This window comes from Streptomyces sp. CA-181903 (assembly GCF_050937075.1).
GTDB lineage: Bacteria > Actinomycetota > Actinomycetes > Streptomycetales > Streptomycetaceae > Streptomyces.
Map to the genome: position 1 here is coordinate 113,299 of NZ_JBNJLY010000001.1, position 21,929 is coordinate 135,227.

Annotated in this window: 14 protein-coding genes; 2 read left to right on the plus strand and 12 right to left on the minus strand. The window is 73.0% G+C overall.

Translation table 11 applies throughout. The features are described from left to right. Positions 1 to 5: 5 nt before the first annotated feature. On the minus strand, positions 6 to 761 hold the full coding sequence (locus ACQEVS_RS00540; protein WP_433013495.1) for a hypothetical protein: 756 nt from the start codon (positions 759 to 761) through the stop codon (positions 6 to 8). A gap of 330 nt (positions 762 to 1,091) precedes the next feature. Here ACQEVS_RS00540 and ACQEVS_RS00545 point away from each other — a divergent pair, with 330 nt between their 5' ends. Together ACQEVS_RS00545 and ACQEVS_RS00550 are read left to right on the plus strand one after the other, a co-directional pair. After that, positions 1,092 to 2,189: a hypothetical protein gene (locus ACQEVS_RS00545; RefSeq protein ID WP_433013498.1), complete on the plus strand. Its 1,098-nt coding sequence runs from the start codon at positions 1,092 to 1,094 to the stop codon at positions 2,187 to 2,189. Positions 2,190 to 2,229: 40 nt separating this feature from the next. Then, a complete protein-coding gene (locus tag ACQEVS_RS00550) occupies positions 2,230 to 2,730 on the plus strand; it encodes a hypothetical protein (RefSeq protein WP_433013500.1) in 501 nt (166 codons plus the stop codon). A gap of 54 nt (positions 2,731 to 2,784) precedes the next feature. Here ACQEVS_RS00550 and ACQEVS_RS00555 read toward each other — a convergent pair whose 3' ends face one another. The 11 genes from ACQEVS_RS00555 to ACQEVS_RS00605 all read right to left on the minus strand — a co-directional run bounded on the left by ACQEVS_RS00555 (position 2,785) and on the right by ACQEVS_RS00605 (position 21,861). Beyond that, the gene (locus tag ACQEVS_RS00555) at positions 2,785 to 4,308 is read right to left on the minus strand and encodes an RICIN domain-containing protein (RefSeq protein WP_433013503.1); all 1,524 of its coding nucleotides are present in this window, start codon (positions 4,306 to 4,308) and stop codon (positions 2,785 to 2,787) included. Positions 4,309 to 4,652: 344 nt separating this feature from the next. Continuing rightward, the gene (locus ACQEVS_RS00560; RefSeq protein WP_433013506.1) at positions 4,653 to 6,218 is read right to left on the minus strand and encodes a labda-7,13-dienyl diphosphate synthase; all 1,566 of its coding nucleotides are present in this window, start codon (positions 6,216 to 6,218) and stop codon (positions 4,653 to 4,655) included. Further along, positions 6,215 to 7,225, minus strand: coding sequence for a terpene synthase family protein (locus ACQEVS_RS00565; RefSeq protein WP_433013509.1), 1,011 nt, complete (start codon positions 7,223 to 7,225; stop codon positions 6,215 to 6,217). Before ACQEVS_RS00565 ends, ACQEVS_RS00560 begins: the two co-directional genes overlap by 4 nt. Positions 7,226 to 7,396: 171 nt before the next feature. After that, positions 7,397 to 8,749, minus strand: coding sequence for a hypothetical protein (locus ACQEVS_RS00570; RefSeq protein WP_433013512.1), 1,353 nt, complete (start codon positions 8,747 to 8,749; stop codon positions 7,397 to 7,399). A 32-nt stretch (positions 8,750 to 8,781) separates the two neighbouring features. Beyond that, positions 8,782 to 9,129, minus strand: coding sequence for a hypothetical protein (locus ACQEVS_RS00575; protein WP_433013515.1), 348 nt, complete (start codon positions 9,127 to 9,129; stop codon positions 8,782 to 8,784). After that, positions 9,126 to 10,133, minus strand: coding sequence for a hypothetical protein (locus ACQEVS_RS00580; protein WP_433013518.1), 1,008 nt, complete (start codon positions 10,131 to 10,133; stop codon positions 9,126 to 9,128). Before ACQEVS_RS00580 ends, ACQEVS_RS00575 begins: the two co-directional genes overlap by 4 nt. Continuing rightward, entirely contained in the window at positions 10,130 to 11,548 is a 1,419-nt protein-coding gene (locus ACQEVS_RS00585; protein ID WP_433013521.1) for a hypothetical protein, read from the minus strand. The genes ACQEVS_RS00580 and ACQEVS_RS00585 overlap by 4 nt, the downstream gene beginning before the upstream one ends. Then, positions 11,545 to 12,573: a hypothetical protein gene (locus ACQEVS_RS00590; protein WP_433013524.1), complete on the minus strand. Its 1,029-nt coding sequence runs from the start codon at positions 12,571 to 12,573 to the stop codon at positions 11,545 to 11,547. Before ACQEVS_RS00590 ends, ACQEVS_RS00585 begins: the two co-directional genes overlap by 4 nt. 257 nt (positions 12,574 to 12,830) lie before the next feature. After that, a complete protein-coding gene (locus ACQEVS_RS00595) occupies positions 12,831 to 15,206 on the minus strand; it encodes a hypothetical protein (RefSeq protein WP_433013527.1) in 2,376 nt (791 codons plus the stop codon). Next, on the minus strand, positions 15,203 to 17,572 hold the full coding sequence (locus tag ACQEVS_RS00600) for a hypothetical protein (RefSeq protein ID WP_433013530.1): 2,370 nt from the start codon (positions 17,570 to 17,572) through the stop codon (positions 15,203 to 15,205). The genes ACQEVS_RS00595 and ACQEVS_RS00600 overlap by 4 nt, the downstream gene beginning before the upstream one ends. After that, positions 17,569 to 21,861 carry a DUF6603 domain-containing protein gene (locus ACQEVS_RS00605; RefSeq protein ID WP_433013533.1) on the minus strand — a complete coding sequence of 1,431 codons (4,293 nt, stop codon included), beginning with the start codon at positions 21,859 to 21,861 and terminating at the stop codon, positions 17,569 to 17,571. Before ACQEVS_RS00605 ends, ACQEVS_RS00600 begins: the two co-directional genes overlap by 4 nt. Positions 21,862 to 21,929: the final 68 nt, after the last annotated feature.

The window sequence follows — 21,929 nt, forward strand, 5'->3', positions numbered from 1 at the left end:
GCCGGTCACGTGAAGACGTGGTGGTAGGGGACGTTCCACTCGTTGGGCAGCCGCGGGTAGAACGTGTTGATGATCGTCCCGGTGAAGTCCCCGCCCCAGTTGTAGGTGAGGCGCACCTCGCTGTCGGCCGCCACCGCGTGGTCCTTGAAGCCGAGGATGGCGTCGGGGTGGGTGATCGGTACGAAGGTGATGCCGCCCCACGGCGTCACCGTGACGACCCAGAGCTGGGTGTCCTCGGGCGCGCCGTTCTTCCCGCGCCACTTGTCGTCGACCTTGTCGGGCAGGCCGACCTGGACGGTGTCGGCGGTGCTCTTGGGGGCCTCCTGGTGGACCGTGACGCGCCTGCGCCGCGGCTTGGGCACGCCGTCGTCGCCGCGGCCGTCGTCGGCCTGGGCGACTCCGGTGGGCCGGGCCGTTCCGGCGGGCTGAGCCGTTCCGGCGGGCTGGGGCGAGACCTCCCCCGCGGCGCTTTCGAGGAAGTACAGCGGCCGTTGCCCGAAGAAGCCGGCGGGGGTGACGTACCAGAGGTGGCCCTTCGCCTCCTTGGTGGCCGGATCGAGCGCGGTGGCCAGTTTGACGCCCTTGTCGTGGCTCGCCTCCGCCAGTTCGGCCGGCCGGAGGTAGCCGCCGTTGAAGGCGTGGACGAGCATGACCGGCCGGTTCTCGACCAGCGCCGCCACGATCGCGTTGTCGTAGCTGTTCACCGCTACCGGTCCGCCGACCACCAAATTCGACATCGCGGTGCGTTCTTGGGTGTACATCGCGGAATCCTCACTCGGTCTGGGGGTGGAGAACAGTGCTTCGGACATTCACACAGGGACCTGGAACGCGGCATGACCGCAAGACCGATCACCTTCGATCGGCAGCATCGCCGGTAATTCGCCGGTCAATTGACCGGCAGCCCCTCAAATTACCGTCCGATCAGATGAGGCGAGCCACCGGCGCAGCATTACCACCCGATGGAGCGTTATTCACACCAACGCCTTCCCGGGCAACGGGTTCCGTGCTAGCTTCGGTTTTCGTAGACGCGCACAGATTCCTGTTTACATTTCACCGAACGCAGTTCGGCCGGAATGAGTCAAGGATGGGGAATGTCTTCCAACGCGTTCAATCTGGGACGGGCCAAGCGCCAGCCACTGACGAAGAAGAACCTCCGGGAACTCGACATCGACTGGCAGTCCGTCCTGAACCACCCCAACCTGGTCTACGTCGACGACTACGGCGTGCGGCACAAGCCCATCGGTTTCTCCGTGAACAAGCAGCGCTACGGCACCCTGCCCGGTTCCGTGAGCGCGTTCCAATTGGGCTGGATCGCCTACATGCACCTCGGGGAACCGCTGATCGAAGAGCGGTGCGACATCGCCCCGCCCCCGCCCGACACGTTCTCCTCACGTACCTACGTCAACCGCAGCCAGGCGTCCAAGATGACCTTCACCGACTCGGTCGATTTCACCGTGTCCAACGGCATCTCGTGGTCGCTCTCCGCGGACGCCAAGCTCACCTTCGGCGGCACCATCAGCGCGCAGCTCCAATTGCAGTTGCAGAATCAGCTCCGGCTGGACCTCCAGTCACAGCTGCAGACGCAGTGCCAGAACGAGGTGGCGAACAAGAACGCGAACACAGTGACCAACAAGAGCAGCAAAGACAACATGGGGACGGACAACGCCAACACCACCGAGAATTCCGTGCGGAACGCGGCGACGAACTCCGCGTCGAATACCGTGACGAACTCGGTGGGTTTCACGACCACAGGCAGCGCGACCGGCACCGCCACGCTCAACGCCCAGCTGGCGTTGGGCATCGCGGCGTCGGTCAGCGGCTCGCTGACCACCAGCTGGGCGTCGAGGTCGCAGATTTCCGGCGAGGTCCCCGCGGGCGGCCGCGTGGAGACCATCGTCACGCAGCGGCGTTGTCACAAGCACTACTGCTACGAGATCCCGGTGGCCCTCTCGGGGCTGATCGCGGTGTACTACGCCGTGCCGGTGGCGGTTCTGTCTCCGCCCCAGGCGGGGGATTATCCCGGCCTCGACCGGATGGTCGCCCGCCCCATCGGCGACCTCGATCTGGACGGCGGCGGTTTCTTCGTGCACGGACTGGCCGAGGTCGTCTCCGCCCTCGACGTCCACCACACGATGTTCGACCACCAGAGCCTGACCGACAGCGACCGGTCGCCGCACAAACAGCCTTGAGCCGGCGGCAGTGCCACCACGACGACCAGGGGTGACCACCATGGTGTTCCACAACGTCTTCGACTTCGGCGACCGGAGCGCGGGCCTCTTCTCCGTGCGGACCGGCGCCAAGGCGCAGCCCGGTGCGGACGTCGACTTCGAGGACGCCGACGACGACACATACGACGACAAGAGCACGAGCCTGTTCGACGGCGCGATCCACGGGGCGTCCTCCCGCGCCAAGGTCGTGCAGGAGCAGTCACCCGAAGCGCGCGTCATCCTGGGTTTCCTCGGCTCCTTCATCAGGACCACCCAGGAGTCGGCCGGTGCGCAGGCCCAGTTCGCCAAGGACGCCCACTCGGTTTCCACGGCGGCAGCCGACGGGATGCAGCGGTCGAGCTCGACGGTGAAGGGCGACCCCGACCTTCGGAAGGACGAGGACCTGCAGATGCCGAGGAAGAGCGACTACGCCAAGGCCCCGAAGACCCCGGAGGCTCCCAAGGCCCCGGACGCCGGCAAGGCACCCAAAGCGACCGCCGACGATCCGTCCGGCTCGAAATAGCGATCCACCGGGCGGGAGGGGGCAGGAGCGAGACCGCTCCTGCCCCCTCTCGTGTCACACCGGAATCAACTGCCACTGCCGACCCCGGTGGTCGCCCTCCGCCGAGTCCTGTTTGATCACCGCGCGGGCGTTGGTGCCGGTCTGCAGGAGCAGTCCGCTGCCGCGGTTCGCGAGCTCGTATCTCCGCGGGGTGCCGCTCACCGGGCCCACCGGGATGAGCCTCCATTGCTGGTGGCATGCCTCGGCGCCCTCGTAGGCACGCTGGGCGACCACCGCCCAGGCCGTCTCCTGCGGTCCGCCGACCTCCAGGACCTTGCCGCTGCGCACGTTCTCGATCCTGTACAGCACGTCTCCGTCGTGCTCACCTGCCACCACCAGCCGCCACCGCTGATGGTCCCGGGCGACGGGAAGAGTCTGGTGGATCTCGGCCCCGTCCACGGTGGACTCCCGCACCACCGCCATCCGCAGCCGGCTGCGGACGTTGGCCCAGCAGACCACCGTGCCCGACTCGGGCAGCCCGGCCATCCTCGGTGCCGCGACCTTGCGGACCCGGTGGTTGCCGAAGTCGGCGATGTAGAGGGCGTCGACGCAGTCCACAGCGAGCCCGAACGGCATGTTCAGCCGGGCCGCCACCGCCGGACCGCCGTCTCCCTCGCGGCCCGCGGAGTCCCCGCCGACGACCGTGTCGATCTTCTCGTCGGCCGTGACCTTGCGGACCCGGTGATTTTCGGAGTCGGCGATGTAGAGGGCGCCGGTGCCGTCCACGACCATCCCCATGGGGTTGTACAGCTTCGCGGACGCGGCCGGGCCGCCGTCACCGCCGAAGCCCGCGACGCCCGTACCGGCGAACGTGCTGATCGTCCCGTCGACCGCGACCTTGCGGATCCGCTGGTTGTCACCGTCGGCGATGTAGAGGGTGCCCGCCGCGTCGACCGCCAGTCCCTGCGGGTGGTTCAACCGGGCCTCGGTCGCGAGACCGCCGTCTCCCCCGAACTCCCCGGTGCCCGTACCGGCGAAGGTGGAGATCGTTCCGTCGGGCTCGACCTTCCGGACCCGGTGGTTGCCCCACTCGGCGATGTAGACGGCGCCGGTACTGTCCACCGCCACTCCGTGCGGGTAGTTCAACTGGGCCTCGGTGGCGGGACCACCGTCACCGCCGAAGCCTCCGGTGCCGTTGCCGGCGAACGTGGTGATCGTCCCGTCGGTGGCGACCTTCCGGATCCGGTGGTTGCTGGCATCGGCGATGTAGACGGCGCCCGCGCTGTCCACCGCCACCTCGCGCGGAAAGTTCAATGGGGCCGAGGCGGCGGGGCCGCCGTCCCCGTCGAATCCCGCGTCCCCGGTCCCCGCGACCGTCTTGATCCTCCCGTCGGTCGTGACCTTCCGGACCCGGTGGTTACGGTGATCGGAGAAGAACAGGGTTCCCGCGCTGTCCATGGCGATCCCGTACGGGCCGTTCAACTGCGCTGCCCTTGCGGGCCCTTTGTCCCCGCCTAACGCTGCGTCCCCGGTCCCCGCGAGTGTTCTGATCGGCCGCTGGGAGTCCTCATCGCCTGGAGCCTCGTGGACAGTACTCATCGCCATCCCTTCGCCGTCACCGACCGCTCACCGCGAACGGTCGCCGTGGGTCTGCCAGTCCTGGCCCAACTGCCGTACTGTCCGCCCCGGTGAGAGCCGCTACGGCCCTCCTCCTCGGGCGGAGACGTCTCCGGCGACAAGGTGCGAAGCGACCGGGCTACCGGAGGCGCGCTCCTACCATGCTGGGGGTCGACTGATCCCTCTTCGGCCCCGAGGCGGTCAAACCCGCCCTTCAGGTGACCTGGTAGCGCGGTCCGCCGGACCGGCGCATGCCGCTGCCTACGCGCCCCGGCACATTGCCGGCGGACGGCGTGCGCCTGTGTCCTGGTGTCCCGGCGTACGCGTCACGCTCCAGGAGCGGCAGTTCGGAGCCTCTCGCGGGTGGCGAGGATCTCGGCGTCGAGGACGGCCTCCGGTGCGTAGAGGCTCTTGTCGTGCCAGAGTGCGGGCCGTTGCTCCGGCACGGTCTCACCCATGGTGGCGAAGAAGCTCGCGGCCCGGTCCAGGCAGGGCGACGAGGGCGCGGCCGACAGGAGGATCCCGGCCCCGTAGGAAGTCTCCTCCGCGGTCGGCTCGCCCAGGGCTCCCCACGAGCCGTCGGCGTGCTGGGTCGCCTCCGCCCAGGCGGTGGCGGCCTTCAACGCGGAGATCGCCGTGGGCCCGGCGTCCTCGGCGAGGGCCGTGACGCAGCGGGCGGTGGCGTAGAACGGAGAGGCGTGCCACTTGTCCGTCCAGTACCCCTCCGGTTGCTGCCGCTCCACCAGCCAGTGGCGAACCGTGCGACGCATCGGTTCCACCTCCGCCGCCCGCCCCGGATACCGGCGGGCGTAGGCGGCCAGGGCACGCAGCGCGTGCGCGTTGGCCGTCACGGAGGGCGTGGATTCTCCCGCGTAGCACGCGAAGTGGTGTGCGGTGGCGAAGGGGCGGAGGACGTCGTGGTGACAGGGGATGCCGAGGCGCACGGCGAGGTACAGGGCCACGGCGCTGTCGTCGGCGTCCGGTTCCAGACCGGGGATGCCGGCCACGCCGCGCCGGTCGTACAGCGCTGTCACCCAGGCACGGGCGGTGGGCACGAGGTGGTCCGGAAGTCCGGCGGGGAGCAGTGCGGAAAGCACCCACAGCCGTTCGAAGGGCGTCAGGGGTATGACTTCAGGCAGCAGTCCGTCGTAGCGGTCGGCGGCGCCGTTCAGGGCCGCGAGCGCCGCTTCCCGACGTGCCTCCGGCCGTGAGCGTGTGCGCAGCCAGGCCGCGGTCGCCGCGGGAGAGCCGCCGATCAGCCCATCGGTACCAGGGGCCGGTGCCGTCGCCGGCAGGAGATCCCCGAGGATCTCGTAGGAGTGCCAGACCCGGGAGGGAAGGCGGTGGAATCCCGCAAGTCGCCCGACGAGACGGGCCGGTGCGTCGCCGTCCATGCCGTAGGGAAGGCCGGCGACGGGGTGCGTCCCGTACCGGCCGGTGTTCTCCGCTCCCCACCGTTCGAGTTTGCTGTTGATGGTGGCGATCAGTTTCGGCACGATCACTTCGACGGCCACGGTGTCCGGATGTGCCCCGTCGGTGGGGAAGCGCCGCAGGGCCCGCACTCCCTCGGCGACGGCTCGGCCGTACCGTTCTCTCCGCGCATCCGGGCAGTGTTCGTGCTGCTGCAGAACGGTGAGCAGGGCGTCGACGGCGCTGAGGGTGGGGACGAGCCGGTAGGGCCCGTGCCCCTCCCCCCACGTTCCCTGCGGGTGCTGCGAGTCGAGCAGCCACTCCAGGCGCCGGTCGTGGCCGGGCAGCCGGGGGGCGAGCGCCACGACGCGGGCCGTTTCGTAGCAGGACGGGCGGACGCGGCCCCACGTGTCCGCCTCCATCCCTCGGATCAGCTTGGTGACGGCGTGGTCGTAGGCCGGGCGCCGGTGGCTGTGGTTCACCGCTCCTCCTGGTCGCCGCGCGCCCCCAGGAGCCCGCGGAGCTCCGCGAGTTGCAGGGCGTCGGTGTCTCTCTCGGTCCACCAGCCGCAGGTGAAGCGGGCGACACGCACCATGGCCCGGCCGGGGGGCATCAGGTGCTCGGGCAGGGCGTCCACGGCGGGCCCGAGCCTGGCCAATGATGCTGCCGCCATGTCCCGAAGGCTGGTGGTCGCCTGGTCGAGGCTCATGCCGCCACGCATCAGAATCTCGACGGCGTTGACGGTTCCGCTCAGGCTTTCCCGCTCGGCCGTTCCCAGGTCGTTGCTGAGGCGGAGCGCCATGGCGGCTTCGTCGGCGGCCCGGTGCCAGCGGGTGAGGTCCGCCGCGTCCAGCTTCGTCACCCCGCACTTCACCATCCAGGCGGCGGCGTAGGGGATGGTGAGGAGCGATTCGACGGCGGTGGGGAGGTACTCGGCCAGGGTCTCCGGGCGCTTTTCGACGCCGAGCCTCCAGCCGCTGTCCCTCAGCATGGCCGCGAGCCCTTTCCGCCACCGCTGGGCCACGTACCACTCGATGCTCGGCCACGCGGGGCACTTCCGCAGCCGGTGGAAGACATCGCTGAAGGCGTCGACGACTTCGCGGGGAGCCCCGGGGGCGATGTCCGGCCGGCCTGTCGCGGTACGGGAGAAGCCCGACTCCAGGCACGCTTCGGCGACTTCGCCCAGCTCCCTGTAGGACAGGTCGACGAACTTCCCCTCCATCAAGTCGTCGTAGGCGAACAGGGCCAGGGCCAACGCCGCTTCGTCCGCCACCGTCTGCGCGGAGCCGTCCGGCCACGTGGCAGCGCCGTACAGGGTCGACCACACGACGGTGTCGCGAGCGTCGTCCGACGCGCCCATGACGGAATATCGCCCGGCCCATGCCCGCACGCGCGGCAGGGCCCGCTCCACCGCGGCCAGCACGTTCGGACGTGCCGGTTCCGTCAGGTCCGCGCCCGGCTCCGGGGAGGGCGACGCCGTGTGTCCCACGGCGTCGTGACTCGGATCCGCATCGTCGTGACCCCTGCTCATAGGCATCCTCTTGGTGGCGCGGGGGTCCGAGAGGCCGGCGGTCCCGCTCGCCGTCGGCGTGCGGCGCGTGGCCCGTCGGCGCGCGCTGGTCGGGGAACCGCCGGACGTCGAGGCTCTGGGCGCTCCCTCTCATTCTTCCCCGATCGGGTGGAATATGTACTGCGCCCTGTTGCCGTCCGGCGAGAACACGGTGTGGCCGGTGTAGCCGTCGCCGTGGGACACGGGCAGGGCCGCGGTGCTGTGGCCGCTGTAACCGGCGGCGGAGTCGTAGGCTTTGGCGTCCTTCGGGGCCTGCAGGCTCAGCCGCAGGTTCGCGGACTCACCCGAGGCGATCAGGAACCCGTCCGTCCGGGCCGTCCCCTGCACGCCCTGGGTGTATTCGACGGTCGGTTCCCCGAGGATCCGCACCACGCCCTGGCGCGCCTCCAGCGTGTCGTCGCTCTGCAGCAGGCCGGTCACTTCCAGGCTGCCGGCCGTGAGCCGGGAGCCTGGACCGGCCGCCGTGACCGGTCCGGCGGACTCCAGGCCCCGGGTGGTGACGGGCGTGTGCACGGTGACCGTGCCGGTGACCGTACCGCCCTTCTCGGCCCGGGCCGGACCCGCCGCGGTCACCGTGCCCGTGCAGGTCACCGAGGCGGCGTCCAAGGTGGGGACGGGAGCGCCGGTCACCGCGCCGGCGCGCAGGCGGTCCAGGACGGGCGTGCTCACGGTCACCGTGACCGAGTCGTAGCGGTCCGCGCCCCCGGTCGTGGTCCTGACGAGGAACGTCTCGTCGCGCTCCAGCGGGAACGTCTCGTGGGGGAAGGTGACGCGGATCCCCTCCGGGTGCGGCGTGGAGTACAGCGTGTGCTCGCCCTGCGGTCCCTGCCAGTCGAGGACGACCCGGGTGGACGCGGGGACGAGCGTCGCGGGGCGCGGGTCGGGGGCGGCGGGGGTTCCGCGCCGGGCGCTGAGGTTGGCCGTGCCGGACGTGTGCCGGGCGGTGGTGCGCCGGGCACGACCGGGGTGGCGGCCCTTGAAGACGTCCAGTTCCACGATCCGTTCGGCCTCGGGCTGTCCGGGCAGGGAGCTGGTCTCGATGACGCGGACGGGGGCGGTGCCCTCGCTGCGGTTGATCTTGATGCCGGTGAGCCTGATCGTCAGGCTCGCGGTCGGCTGATCCTCGCGACCGTGCTCGGACGGCGGGAACTCCGCGCTGCCGTTCTGCGCCACCGCGATCAGGACGTCCTCCTGCACCGCCACCACCGACCAGATGTGCGGCGTCGCCGTGGCCACGATGCCGACGCCGGTCTCGGCGAGGTCGGCTCCTCTGGTGCCGACCGGCAGGAAGATCGCGATCCGGCCGCACCGCACGGGTTCGGGACGCGGGTTGGAGATCAGCAGGGACAGGTCGGCGAGGGACAGCTCGCCTGTGGGCGGGCTGGCCGTCAGGTGGCTGGGGCGGGTGGTGAGCGTGTGGGTGAGCAGGGGTGCTGTCGTCATGGCGTCTTCCTCGGTGGCGGGGCGGAGGTGCGTCAGATGCCGAAGGCGTACCAGCGGAAACTGAAACCACCGCCGGGCCCGGTGGCACCCCAGCTGACCGTGTCCCCGGCCCGCACCGGCGCGATGAGGGTCCCGACCTTGTCGCTGGTCCAGGTCTTGTAGGTGTAGGAGGGCGTGGTCACCCACAGCTCCAGGTCCCCGTTGTCGTCGGCGTTGGCGAGGATGAGGCCGTCGGTGGTGAAGGTCTGGCTCCCGGACGACGCCAGCGTCGTGGGCGTGGCCTTGAGGATGCCGACCCGGCCGGTGGCGGTGAGGCCCCTGGTCGTGGTGACCTTCGGTGCGGTGAGGCCGGCGGCGGTGAACGTCCCGTGGACGTTCATGGCACCGGTGAACCGTGTGGTGCCCGCTTCGATCCTCGGGGCGTCCAGCGGCCCGCCGCTGATGGCGGCCGCCCCGAGAAGGTGAACGGTTCCTCGGTGGTGAGCGTTTCGGCGACCCTCACCGGCGACGTGATGCGGAGCCCGGCCGAGGCGACGTCGGAGAGGCTTCCGTTCGGGAGGATCACCATGGGGTACTCCGGGACGTCCACCTGGACCGTGCAGCTGTCGTAGCGGCTGACGGGCTGGCCCTCGACCTGCGCGACGGTCTGGAGGGTGAAGGTGGTCTCACGGTACAGCGGGCCGCACACCAGACTGGTCTGCCCCTCGGCGATCTCGGCGCCGGCCGCCTGGTCCTGGTGGTGCAGGCGCCGCACCACGTTCGGTGCCGGATCCCAGACGACGGTGACCTTGCTGCCGTGCGGTACGCGGACGGCGGGCGGCTGCCCGTCGTCCGGCCGCTCGCCCGCGTACACCCGCAGGTTGGTGCCGGCGGACGGGGCGGCCGAGGCCCCGGCCGGGAACTTCGGCAGCCGGACGAAGCGTTCGCGCGGCAGCAGCGGGTCCTGTCCGGTGGCCGAGGTCTCGGTGATGCGCGGATAGGCCACGCCCACGGCGCTGTTGACCGACAGGCCGGTGAAGGTGAACGTGACGGGGTCGGCGGCGATCTCCGCCTCGCCGGAGACGGGCCGGAACTCGAAGCGGGCCTGGTCGGGGCCGGCCGTCTCGCCGGTCTTGGCCCACCCTGGGGTGGTGACCGACGCCTCGATGCCGGTCCCCGTGGCGAGCAGGTCGCGGGGCCGGCTGCCGACGGGCAGGTCGACCACGATCGACGAGCAACGCACCGCGACGAAGCCGCGATTGGAGACGACGACCGACAGATCGGCGGGCGAGGGCCCCGACAGGTTGGCCTCCAGCGGGTCGGGCTCGGTACGGGCGGCGTAGTCGAGCGGCGGATCGCTGCTCTCGGGCCCGGCCGATGCGGTCAGTGGGGCGCGGCGCGTCATCGGTCGGTGCCTTTCGCCTGGGGGAAGGGGTCGGAGGGGGAAGCGCCGCCGAACATGACAACGACGAAGTACAGGTCGTCCCGGCGAACGAATTGGCTGGCAGCGAACACTCCGCTTTCGCCGGCCCTGATCGGCAGGAAGAGGGAGTCAGCCGCGTGATGGGTGCTGTGGGCGTACGCGCCGACCTGGCGGTCGCCCACAGTGACGGTGTAGCGGCCGCCATTTGCGCGCGGGTCGGATTGGATCATGTAGCCCGTCAGCAGTGCGTCAGTGGGCAAACTGAAACTCGTATGCGTCCGCCCGGCGAATCTGATCATCTTCACTGTCTGCTTGGCCGTCAGGTCCTTCGTCGTGATGCCCCCGGCCACCACCTCTCCCCCGGCCACCGTCGACGCTCCCCCCGCGGACGCCTCGCCGTCGACGGTGATGCCCTGCTCCGCCACCAGCTGGGACGTCACCTTGACCGTCTCCCCGGCCGTCAGCCCTGCGTTCGCCGTGACCGTCCCCTGCACGGTCAGCCCGGTGCTCACCGTCGCCCCTTCCGGGAACGTCACCGTGCCGCCGCTGCCCGCGGCGAGCTCCCGCACGCGGAGAGCCGCGAACCGGGGTGTGGCCACGGTGACCGTGACGGTGTCGTAGACGGTCTCGCCGGTGGCGATGTCCCTGGTGCGCAGAGTGAAGGTGGTGGCGCGGACCACCGGTTCGGAGTCGACGCGGCTGAGGGTCGACACGTCCTGCCCCTGCCCTGCCATGTCGGCGTCCAGCGGCCGCGTGAACAGGTGGCGTTCGACGCCGTCGCGGAACTGCCAGGCGAGGACCACCCGTTGCCCGGCCGTCACCTCGGTCGCCGGGGACGAGTTGAGGCCGCCGTCAGCCGACCATCGCCGGGCCGAGAAGCGGTGGGGCGAACCGGCGTCGACCGGGGGCCGGTACGGCCACTTCTCCAGCGGCAGTGTCACCGGCGTCGGCTGTGACTCACCGGTCAGGTGTTCCATGAACCGGATCGTGGCGTGGCCCGGCTCCCTGTTGATCCGCAGACCGTCGACCACCAGCGTGGCCCCGTCCTGGTCGAAGACGAACTCCTCGCCGGGCGGGGTGAAGGTCACCGAGACGGTGTTCCCGGTGACGGTGGTCTCCTGGCTCCAGCCCTCCGGGGGCGTGGCCGTGATCCCGTCCGCGGTCTCTACCAGCGAGGTCGCGCCCTCGCCGACGGGGATGTGGGTCACGATCCGGGCGCAGGCGACGGGGTCGCCGGGCGGTGCGGAGACCACGACGTTCATCCGCGCCACCGACTCGGACGGGCCGCCGCCGCTCGGCGGGCCGGCCTGCAGCGGGAACGGCGTGGTGAGCACCGCGTAGTCGAGGGCGCCCGACGCGATCGCGTAGGTGGGGTTCTCCGGCGGCTCCGTGGTCACGGCGTGGGTCCTTCCTCGGAGGGCTGGAGCTGGAGGTAGCCGGTGCGCAGCACCGGGCGGGCGAAGGGGAACCGTGGTGCGGCGTCCGCCCGGTCGGCGGGCAACGAGGCCGCGGCGCCGCCGGGGGCGGGCTGGGCCCAGGTCCACCTGCCGTGCCGGTCGGCGGGGCGGGGCAGCACCAGGGCGGCGGTGTCGGGAGCCTGGACGGTGAGCATCGGGCCGAACCGGAAGCCGGCCGCGAGGGCGCCCAGGGACTCCTCGAAGGCGCGGGACGGCACGCGGAGTTGCGCGGTCGGCAGGATGCCGGTGGTGGCGTGGACGGCGCCGTACGGGTCGAGCAGCAGCGTGACGTGGGCGGTGCTCGTCGCGTCGTGGTCGCGGGGCGGCCGGGCGGGCAGGGCCATGCCGTGCCCGGGGCCGATCGGGCGCAGGTAGTCGTGGGGGTCGGCCAGGTCGGCGAGGTCGTCCTCCGCCAGGACGGTGTGCAGGCCCGTGTAGTCGCGCTCCTGGTAGTAGCCCACGAGGCCGTCGCCGAGCTGGTCGCGTTCGCCGAGCCGGACGGGCCAGCGGTAGCGGGGGTATGCGGGTGCGGCGGGGTCCAGCAGGTTGCGCCACGACGGGTCGGGGAGGGCCGGCCCGTCCAGGTCCAGGCGTACCCGTGCCCGTACGAGGGCGAGCGGGCGGCCGAGCAGGCGGCTCAGGGTGGTGGGCGGGTCCTGGTCGCCGCTGGGGGCGATGGTGGTCAGGGCCCGGTCCACGCCGCGCAGGAACGTGCTCAGCGTCGGCCGGTCGAGCGCGAGGAGCGCGGTGACCAGCTCGTACAGGTGCCCGTGGGCGGGGTCGGGTGCGGGGGCCGCGCCGGGCAGCGGCAGCCAGCGGGGGACGGTGGTGCCGTCCGGCATGACGCCGGTGGCGACCGAACCGAGCGGCGCGCCGTCCGGCGCGTGGCAGAGCAGCGCCTGGTCGAGGTGGTTGGGCACCAGCCAGGCGCAGATCGACTCCGCGGCGGCGTCCTCGTCGAGCACGCGGGTGTCGTCGTGGGCGGACAGCAGGTCGAGGCGGGTCCGGGCGGGCTGCGGCAGCCGGGGCTTGAGTTCGACGAACCGGTGGGGGTCCTGGTCGACGACGGTGACGGGCCTGCCGTCCGTGCGGCCGGGTGCCAGGTCGTCGGGCAGGCCGGGCTGGAACTGGTGGGCGGGGGTGCCCTGGCCGATGGTGTCGCGCAGCTCCAGTTCGTCCGGGATGACGACGGGCAGGCCGCGGCCGAAGCGGTCGACGACGTTCAGGCGGGTGAACGCGAACTGGCCCGAGCGGATCTCCTGGAAGCGGGAGGGGCCCAGCCGGCGAACGGGCGGGGCAACGGCCCCGGGTCCGGGGGCAGTTCCCGGGTGATCCGGTCGTCCACCGCGGCGTTCCGTACCGCGGAGCCGTCGCCGAGGCCCACCGCGGCGTTGGGTCCGCGCGCCTGGAGCTGGTCGCCGAAGCCGTCCAGGGTCTGCGCGATCAGGTCGGCCCCGGCCGCCTGGTCGGCCAGGGTGTTCAGCAGGTCGGCGTACGGGCCGGAGCGGTCGGCGGCGGCGTGCCGCAGGGCGTCGGCGAAGGTCTGGGCGGGGGTGGGGGTGAGGAACTGCCGGCCGCGCAGGGTCAGCGGGGTGCGGCCGGCTCCCTGTCCGTTCCAGCGGTAGTGGTCGCCGTCGAACTCCCAGTTCGCGGCGGCGGGGTCGGTGACGGCGTCGCCGTCGGCGTAGGCGATCGGGTAGTAGTCGACCTCCCACTGGAAGAACAGTGGCGACCACGCCTGCCGCCAGGGGCCGGTGCCCAGGGCGGGGGGCACGCCGTCGGCGCGCGTCCCCGGGTCGGCCATGGCCGAGCGCAGGGCCGCCACGTCTGTTTCCGGGCGCCCGGCCGCGCGGGCGAGGGCGGGCGCGTCGGCCGGGTCGAGGTGGTGGAACTCGGTGAGGAGCGGGAGGAGTCCGTCGGGCGAGGCGGGCAGGGCGGGCAGGTTGCGCGGCACGGGGACGGCGTTCGAAGGCGCCGATACGAGCACGGTGCGTTCGGCGTCGAGGTACACGCCGCGTACGAGCTCCCCGGCGCGGCGGCAGCGCAGGCCCTCCTCGGCGGCGAGCCTGGCCTGCTGGTCCTCCTCGGTGCAGCGCAGGGCGACGACCGGGTCCATGGCCCGGTACAGGTCGGGCAGCACCTCGCGCTTGAGGACGAATCCGGGCGCGCGGTCGCCGAGGTAGTCGGCGACGGAGGTGTCGAGTTCGCCTTGGGTGCGCCCCCAGGGGATGCGCCGGCGGGCCTGGGCGAGCGCCTCTTCGCACCGGGCCGCCTCCTCCTCGGCCGCCCGCAGCCGGGTGGTGAGTTCGCCGCGGTAGGCGCCCGGCGGCAGCTGTCCGTCGGGGTCGAACTCGGGGACGAGCGGCAGCCCTTCGGCCCACCACAGGTCGTAGACCCGGCGGCGGGCGGCCGCCAGGTCGCGGGCGGCCTCGTCGTGCGCGGCCTGGGCGGCGTTGAGCTCGGCCAGCAGGGCGGCGTGGCCGCGCCGGGCCCGGCGGCGGGCCCCGGCCCGCTCCTCCTCGGGCGCGTCGGGGTCGGCCTCCAGGGTCCACCGGTGGCCCGCCGGGGTCGGTACGAACCAGGAGGCGAAGGTGGCGCGTGCCGCGGTGAAGGCGCCGTCGGGTTCGTCGGCGGCGTCCAGCAGTCCGCGCTGGCAGAGGTTGAGCAGGCCGGCGAGGCCGGGGGCGTCCGGGGGCTCGGCCTCCTGCTGGAACACCGAGGAGGCGTGGGCGCTGTTGTGGCCGAGGGCCACGGCGACCGCGTCGGGGCGGGGCGACTCGGGCAGCGGTCCGTGGGCGTGCCAGCTCAGGCCGAGGACGGTGCCGTGGAAGATGCCGCAGGAGGCGGGCGCGACGGGCGTACCGCGGCCGCCGGCGTCGCCGGGTGCGGTGCCGAGCGTCCAGTCGTACTCCGCCAGCAGCTCGCCGAGCGCGTCGCCGGCCGCCGCGACCGGGTCGGCGCCCGGGTCGCCGTACCAGCCGGCGACCAGGTAGCCGACGGTCCACTCCCGCGCCGGGTCGAGGCCCTCCATGGTGTCGTGGAGGGAGAACACGTTCTCGTTGTACGGCTGGTACACCGCGAACGTCGGCACGCCGGACCCGATCGCGGTGAGGAACAGCCCGCCGGGCGGCCCTGGTTCGGTCCACTCCCCGGCGGCCAGGTCGATGCGGCGGCCGATCCGGGTGGGGGTGCCGTCCGGCCCGGCGTACGGGCTGGTGCCGGTCACCGGGTCGAGGTGGTCGCTCTCGACCAGCCAGGCGGTCATGTCGCGCTCCTCGGCGCCCGGGGCGCCGTGGGTGCGGACCACCAGCCACCGGTTGGGCACCAGCGGGAAGGAGACGTCCTGGTCCGGGTGGTCCTGGCCGCCTTCGGTGAGCGCCTGTGGCAACTGCCATTGCAGGTAGACGCCGTTGCGCCGGGGGTCGGTCGCGAAGTCGGTGTCGATGTTGCCGAACGGCGGCGGCTCGGGTGACAGCCGGAACCGGGTCAGCGCGTAATTGGCCTGCCAGCGCGCGAAGTTCTCCCCCATGCGCACCTGGTCGTTGACGACGAGGGCGTCGACCTGGACCGGGACGTACAACGGGCTGGGCTGGGTCATGACGGGCTTCCCCCGGAAAGCGGGTCGGTCAGGATCTTCTGGCGGAACGGTGCGTTGACCAGTTGCAGGGCCAGCACCGCCGGAGACGCCGTGGCGGGCTGCCCCGCCTCGGCGAGCCGTGCGGTGAGCCCGCGCAGCAGGCCGTCGGCGTCGCCGGGCCGCAGGTCGAGGACGCGCCGGCCCTGCGGGTCGGGACGCAGATGGGCGCCGATGCCGTGGTCGCCCGGTTCCTGCGGGAAGTACACGCCTTCCAGCGTCGTGCCGGCCGGGACGCCGCCCGCGCCGAGGCTGCGCAGGTTGAGCACCGGCACTCCGTCGACCGGGTGCGGGTCGACACCGAAGGAGAGCCCCTCGGGCGGTTCCGACAGCTCCACCTCGTCGGGCACCCGGTCGAACAGCACCAGCAGCACGTCGTTCTCCAGAGCCCTGCGGCGCAGCAACGTCACCGGTTCGCCGTTCTGCCATCCGCGCACGATCAGTTCCGGGCACTCGCGGATCAGCGCGGAGCGGATCAGCAGGCCGGCGCGCGGCCAGGAGTCGTCGGGCGTCCTGGTGGCGCCCGCCCAGGGGGCGGCGAGGGCGGCGAGGTGCGTGTCGGTGACGCCGGTGACGCCGAGGCTCTCCGCGCCGGCCTGCAGCGCGGTGAGCCAGCCGTGGTCCACGTGGAAGAACCTCAGCGACTCCGGGGGCAGCATCGCCTCGGAGGGCACCAGGTGGGCGAAGGGCACGTCGTACAGCAGGCGCAGCCGGGCGAACCAGGCCGCGAGCCGCTCGCCGTCGGTGTCCAGGGCGGTCCGCAGCGCCTCGCGCAGCACGGGCCGGGCCCGGTCCTGGGCCAGGACGCGGTGCAGCGGCCGGGCCGGCGGTGCGGGCCGGGGCGTGGGGGCGGTGCGCGCGGGGCGTGCGGCGGGCGGGTCGTTGAGGGCGCGGATGAGGCGCTCGGCGGCTCCGGCGCGGGCCAGCGTCTCCAGCGCCCGGTCGGTGGCGCGGGGGCCGGCCAGGCGGGCGAGTTCGGCCTCACCGGCGTCGGGGCCCGCCGCGGCCAGGCGTTGCGCGACGACGGCGGCCCGGTGGCGGGCGCGGCCGCGCCAGGCGCTGAGGCCGGCGCCGAAGTCGTCGTCGGCCAGCGCCAAGGCCCGGCCGAGCGTCCACGCCGACGCCCGGCCGGTGTCGTACACGCCCCATTCCGGGTCGTAGCCCAGCAGCCGGCCGGCGTCCGTCCAACCGTCCTCGGGCGGCTCGGGCAGGGGCTGCGCGGGGGTGGCGGTGAACGGTCCGCGGTACCAGGCGTACGTCTCCTCGCCCGATGCCACCTGGTACGGCAGCGGAACCCAGCCCTGTTCCAGGCGTTCCCGGGCGCGGGCCCGCGCGGAATCCTCGGAGGGCGCGGGCACCGGCAGGCGCAGCAGCAGGTCGCGGGGCCGGCCGCCGTCCTCGTCGTCGTCGTACAGCAGGTCGTGGACGCGGGGGGCGAAGCCGGCGCCCTCGTCGGGGAGGCAGTCGAAGGACCAGTGGTGCAGCGACACCAGGCGCACGTCCGGCGGCTCCTCGCCGGCCGCCGCGTCCAGGGCGGCCTGGCAGCCTTCGAGCGAGACGAGGTGGACGACGTGCCGGCCGTCGCCCGGGTTGGGCAGCCGGTTGGCGACGATCACGGAGAACTCGCCGGCCGCGAATGCCTCGCCGCGCAGGCCCGTGTCGGCGTGCACGGTACGGGTGTGGGCGAGGTGGCGCAGCTCGTCGTGGCGGGGGCGGACGGCGGCGAACACGGCGCCTGGGACGCGGATCGTGGCGCATTCGGTCGCCGGGTCCGCCTCGACCTGCCGCCGCGGGATGGCGGGCACCAGGACGCCCGGCTCGGGGGTGGCCGGCCACAGCAGGTCCTGGACGGTCATGCGGTCGGTCTCCCCCACGGCCATGGGATCGCCGGGCAGTTCGCCGGCCGCGAAGACCAGCAGCGCCAGCCAGGGGGCCCGCGGCTCGACGGGGCCGGTGCCGACCCATTCGGGGTCGATGTCGCGCAGCCACGGCAGCAGCCGGCCGTCGAGCGTGGCGTGCGGCAGCGTCGTGCCCAGGCCGCCGGCCGCGTCCGGCGCCGGGTTGACCGCGTGGACGGTGTCCGGTGGCAGCACGAACTGCGGCGCGCGCACCTCGAACTCCCGGACGGCGTCCCGCAGGTGGTCACCGGTGTCGACGCCCTCGATCTCCTGCCGCGCGGTGATCCGGAACTGTCCGGCCTTCACGGCGGGGATCAGGTCGTCGCCCAGGCGCAGGGTGAACGACGCCTCCCGGCGGTGTGCCGCCGTGCTCGCCGGGCCCGTGGCCCCGTTGCCCCCCATGGTGGGTTCCTCCTGGTCGGCGGTGGTCATATGGACGTCCCCTGGTCGCCGCGCCCGGCGGCGGTCGCGCGGAGCAGCGGGTCGGCGGGCAGGCCGTACTCCGCGGCGTGGGCGGCGAACGCGCTCAGCGGCGCGTCGGGGAGGGGGTCGAGCAGGCCGGCCAGGGCGGTGGCGAGCCGGCCGCGGGCCTGTGCCGTCGCCGGGGCGGCGACGGTGGTGACGACGGTGTTCACGCCCGTGCCGGGTGCCGGGACGAGCCGGTCGCCGGTGGGCGGCCCGGCGGGGTCCAACGGCCCCGCCGCGTCCGGCATCTCCTCGTACGCGAGGGAGGCGGAGGCGATCGGGTCCAGCGGCTCGGCGGTGGACACCGGCGGCGGGACGGTCACCCGCAGCCCGGTGCAGCGGCCGTGCAGCAGCCGCTGGTCGGGGTCGAGGAGGTCGCCGTGGGCCGCGCCGGGCGTTCCCCACAGGGCGGCCGGTACCGCGCCGAGGACGGGCTCGGCGCGCCAGGCCCCGTCGTCGGCCAGGGGCTCCCAGAAGGGCGCCATGCCGCGGGCCGACAGGTTGCGGCTGACCACGACAGTGAAGTGGATCCGCTTCGCCGCTCCGGCGCCGCCCATGGGCCGGATGTCCAGGGCCTCGCCCGTGTACCGGTCCTCGTCCTGGAAGGTGGCCCGGGACGCGGGTACGGACGTCTCGGCGACGAAGGAGAACCCGCCGGCGTCCACCAGCCAGGGGGCGTCCGGGTCGGATGCGGTGCGCCCCTGGGGCGGTTCGGCGTCCGCGCGCAGCCCTTCGCTCGCCTCGATCCGCAGGACCTGCTCGGGCGGTGGCAGCAGTTCGGTGAACTCGGGCCAGGTCAGTTCGCCGGCGGTCGTCTCCCCGGCGCCGAAGCCGATCCTCACCTTGATGAAGGTGAACTTGGCGGTCACCCGGCCGCCGGTGGGCGGCCCCCACAGGTCGAGGGTGGCGCTCAGCTCCCCGCGCACGGTGACGAACGCGAGCTTGAGCGCGGCCCCGATGCGGATGCCGATGCCGGCCCGGAAGTGCAGGGGCTTCCAGCTGATCAGCAGGTGCGCGTAGGCGGTGAGCCAGGCGCTCAGCGGCCCCGCGGAGTAGCGGACGTCGAGGGTGCCGCCGGCCATGACGGCCGACGGGGTCAGGGCGAAGAACGCCGTGCCGCTGATGTCCACCGCGCCCAGCGACCAGCTGAAACCGAGCCTGGGGACCTGTGGGTAGTGCGCCGGGGCGCGGAACAGCGGGTGGTAGCCGCCGGCGGTCAGGGCGAAGTCCCCGGCGTGGTCGCTGGCGCCGGACCACATGAAGAACGCGAACCCGCCGGTGAGCACGCACGAGGGGTCGATGACGTACGAGTCGTGGAGCAGCGCGGTGGCCGCGAACTCGCCGCGCGACGAACGGTAGACGATCCTCAGTTGCAGCGCGACCTTGGCGTAGGCCCGGCCGGTCCGGGGGAACGCGGCGCGGGCGGTGCCGAGCAGTGCCACCGTCAGGTCGTCGCCGGCCTCCAGGGTCAGCAGCAGCCGGCCGCTGATGAACTCGAAGGAGGTGAAGTCGACTCCGGCCGCTCCCCAGATCTGGCCCTGCCGCGGGGTCACCCAGTGACCGGTGAGCAGGTCCAGCACCTCCAGGGGGTTGTCCGGCAGCCCGTCCTGCACGCCGGCCACCAGCGGGAACTCGGTGACCTGGTCGAACTCGGGGATACGCAGGCTCGTGTTGAACCCGAACCCGGCCGCGAGCCCCGTCACCCGGAACGGCGGCGGGCCGCCGATCGGGGCGGTGGCGCGGCCGAACAGGAACAGCGAAGCCTTTTCGCCCTCCCGCCGCTGGTACGCGCCGAGCGCCGTGATCCCGAGCTTCGGCAGCTGCACCACGACCATGCCGCCGATCATCAGCTCGACGGGGGGCTGCGGGGCACGGTTGACCAGCGCCCCCGAGACGCGCAGGGGCGGACGGTCCAGGTCGACGGAGAGCCCTTCCAGGCAGGGCGTCACCGTCATGGTGTCCACGTCCAGGGCCAGCCCGAGACCGAGGGCGGCGACGGTCAGACCGGCGGTGCCCAGCGCCGCGTCGAACACCACCAGCACCTTGCCCTGGTGGTAGCCCACGCTGATCCGGTGGACGTACAGGGGCCCGAAGGAGCGCCCGACGTCCGCCGAGACACGGGCTCCCCCGGCGGAGGACCGCACCGCCGGCAGCCCGGTGCCGCCGCCCAGCACAAGTGTCAGCGGTTCGCGGGGCTGCCCGGCGATGTCGTACGGCACGGTGAGCGCCCCGCCCGGGGGCAGCCCCTCGGCGGGCTCGGGCAGCCGGGGGTACGGCTGACCGGAGGCGGCTTCCACGGCCGCCAGGTCCGCGTTGACGGCGGCGATCTGCTGCGACGTCAGGCCCCGGTTGTTTACGACCAGTTGCACACCGGACACGCCGATGTCGGCCCCGGCGGGGATCTCGCCGCCGACCAGCGGCAGGTCCGAGAGCCGCGCCGGAAGGGCCGCCTTGACCAGCAGGACCAGCCCGGCCGGCTCACCCGGCACGGAAGCGATCACCACTCCGCCGCCGGCCTGCGTCGCCGAGGCCACCAGCAGACGGCCGGTGACGGCGTCCCGCCGCAGGGCGAGCGAGGTGAGCGTGGGCAGCAGCGTTTCGGGAATCCCGTCCGGAAGGCTCACCCCGAGCGCGGCGGCCACCTCCCGCGCCCCGATGCCGGGATCGCCGGACCAGGTGGCGGTCAGCGTGCCGCCGGCCGCGCCGGAGGAGTGGTCGACGGTGAAGTCGAGCACGCGGGAGACGCCGTCGACCGGAGCCGTCGCCACGGAGAGCCGGCCCTCGAAGACGGCCTCGTACCGGCCTCCGGCCTGCGGGCGCGCCAGGTGGGCGTCGAGCGCCAGGGTGGCCTGTGCCTCGCCGAGGGGAAAGGTGCCGGTGCAGCCGAGGGCCAGGCTGCGGGTCTCCGGCTGGAAGGTCAGGAAGATGCCGTCGAGCACCAGGCCGGAGACAGCCTCCGGCAGCGGCACGGAGAACGTCCCCTCCAACCAGGCGGCGAGCCCGGCCAGTTCCACACTGCCGGAACGCACGGACATCATCCAGCCGGTGCCGAAACCGCGCCGGGCCTCCAGCAGCACCGGCTGCCCGCCGATGTCCAGCGCGCCGGTGAGGGCAACCAGGTCCGGGGCCGCGCCCTCCCCCGACACCTCCAGGGCCACCGCGTCGACCGTCACCTGGTCGAAGAAGGTCCAGTCCGTGTCCAGCGCGAACGAGAGGGTGTACGACAGGTCGCGCACCCGCACCACGGCCGACAGGGCGGACACCCTGACGCCGGCGGCGATGCCCGACCCGGCCAGGCGCTCGCCGAGCTCCGCCTCGTCGACACCGGACGGGGAGTCCAGCCAGGCCGTGACCACCAATTCGGGGAGCGAGACGGTGGCGGCGAGGGTGCTGCCGGCGATGTGGAGCGTGGCGCCCAGCTCGGCGGAGACCAGACAGCGGGGCTCCAGGCCGAGACCGGGGTCGTCCCAGCCGATGCCGTACGTCACCGACAGCCCGTCCAGGGCGAGCACGTCCGGCAGCAGCACCCAGTCGGCTCCGGCGAGCCCGGCCCGCAGCCGCGTCCAACGCATGCCGCCCGCCCCGGGGTTGACCCCGCAGACGAGGCTGACCTCGGCGATGCCGAGGGGGGCCGGGACCTCGTCGGGCAGCGCCAGGTCCGCGGCCGCCACGGCCGCCAGGCCGGGCAGCTCCGTCAGCGACGCCAGGTTCGGCAGCCCGAGGCCGGCGGAGAAAGCACCGTAGAGCTCGAACTCACCGGTCTCGTCCGGCCCCCGGACCAGCAGGCACGCCCGCTGAGAGCGCACGCCGAAGGCGAGACCGGCGGACGCCCAGGAGCCGGTCGCCCCTTCGGGCCCGGAACCGGCTCCTATGAGCAGCACCGCCGCGTCGAACCCGTACCCGGTGCGGAACCCGTCGAGCGAGACCGACAGGTAGGGCGTGTCGATCTCCCAGGTGTCCAGGGTGGCGGCGACCCGCACACCGGCCACCGCCTGGCCCTGGGCGTCGGCGGTGAACCCGACCTCGACGCCCTCCAGCACCCCGAACCCGGCCAGTTCCACGGCTCCGGTCAGCCGCAGCCCACCGGCGTCGTAGTCCACCGGCGCGCGCACCACCAGGTCGCCGCCGAGGTGGTCGGCGAAGAACTCGTGCGCCCCGTCGAGCCCCAGCTCCGCCTCGGAGAGGGTGAACGCCCGGCCCTGGGCCACGGCCTCTTCGGCCCGTGCTCTCAGGGCTGTTAACGACAGGGCAGGCATGCCGCGACTCCTACGGTGGTTTTCTCGGGTGATGTCGGTGCTGTGTTCACGCACCTGGATTGCCGCGC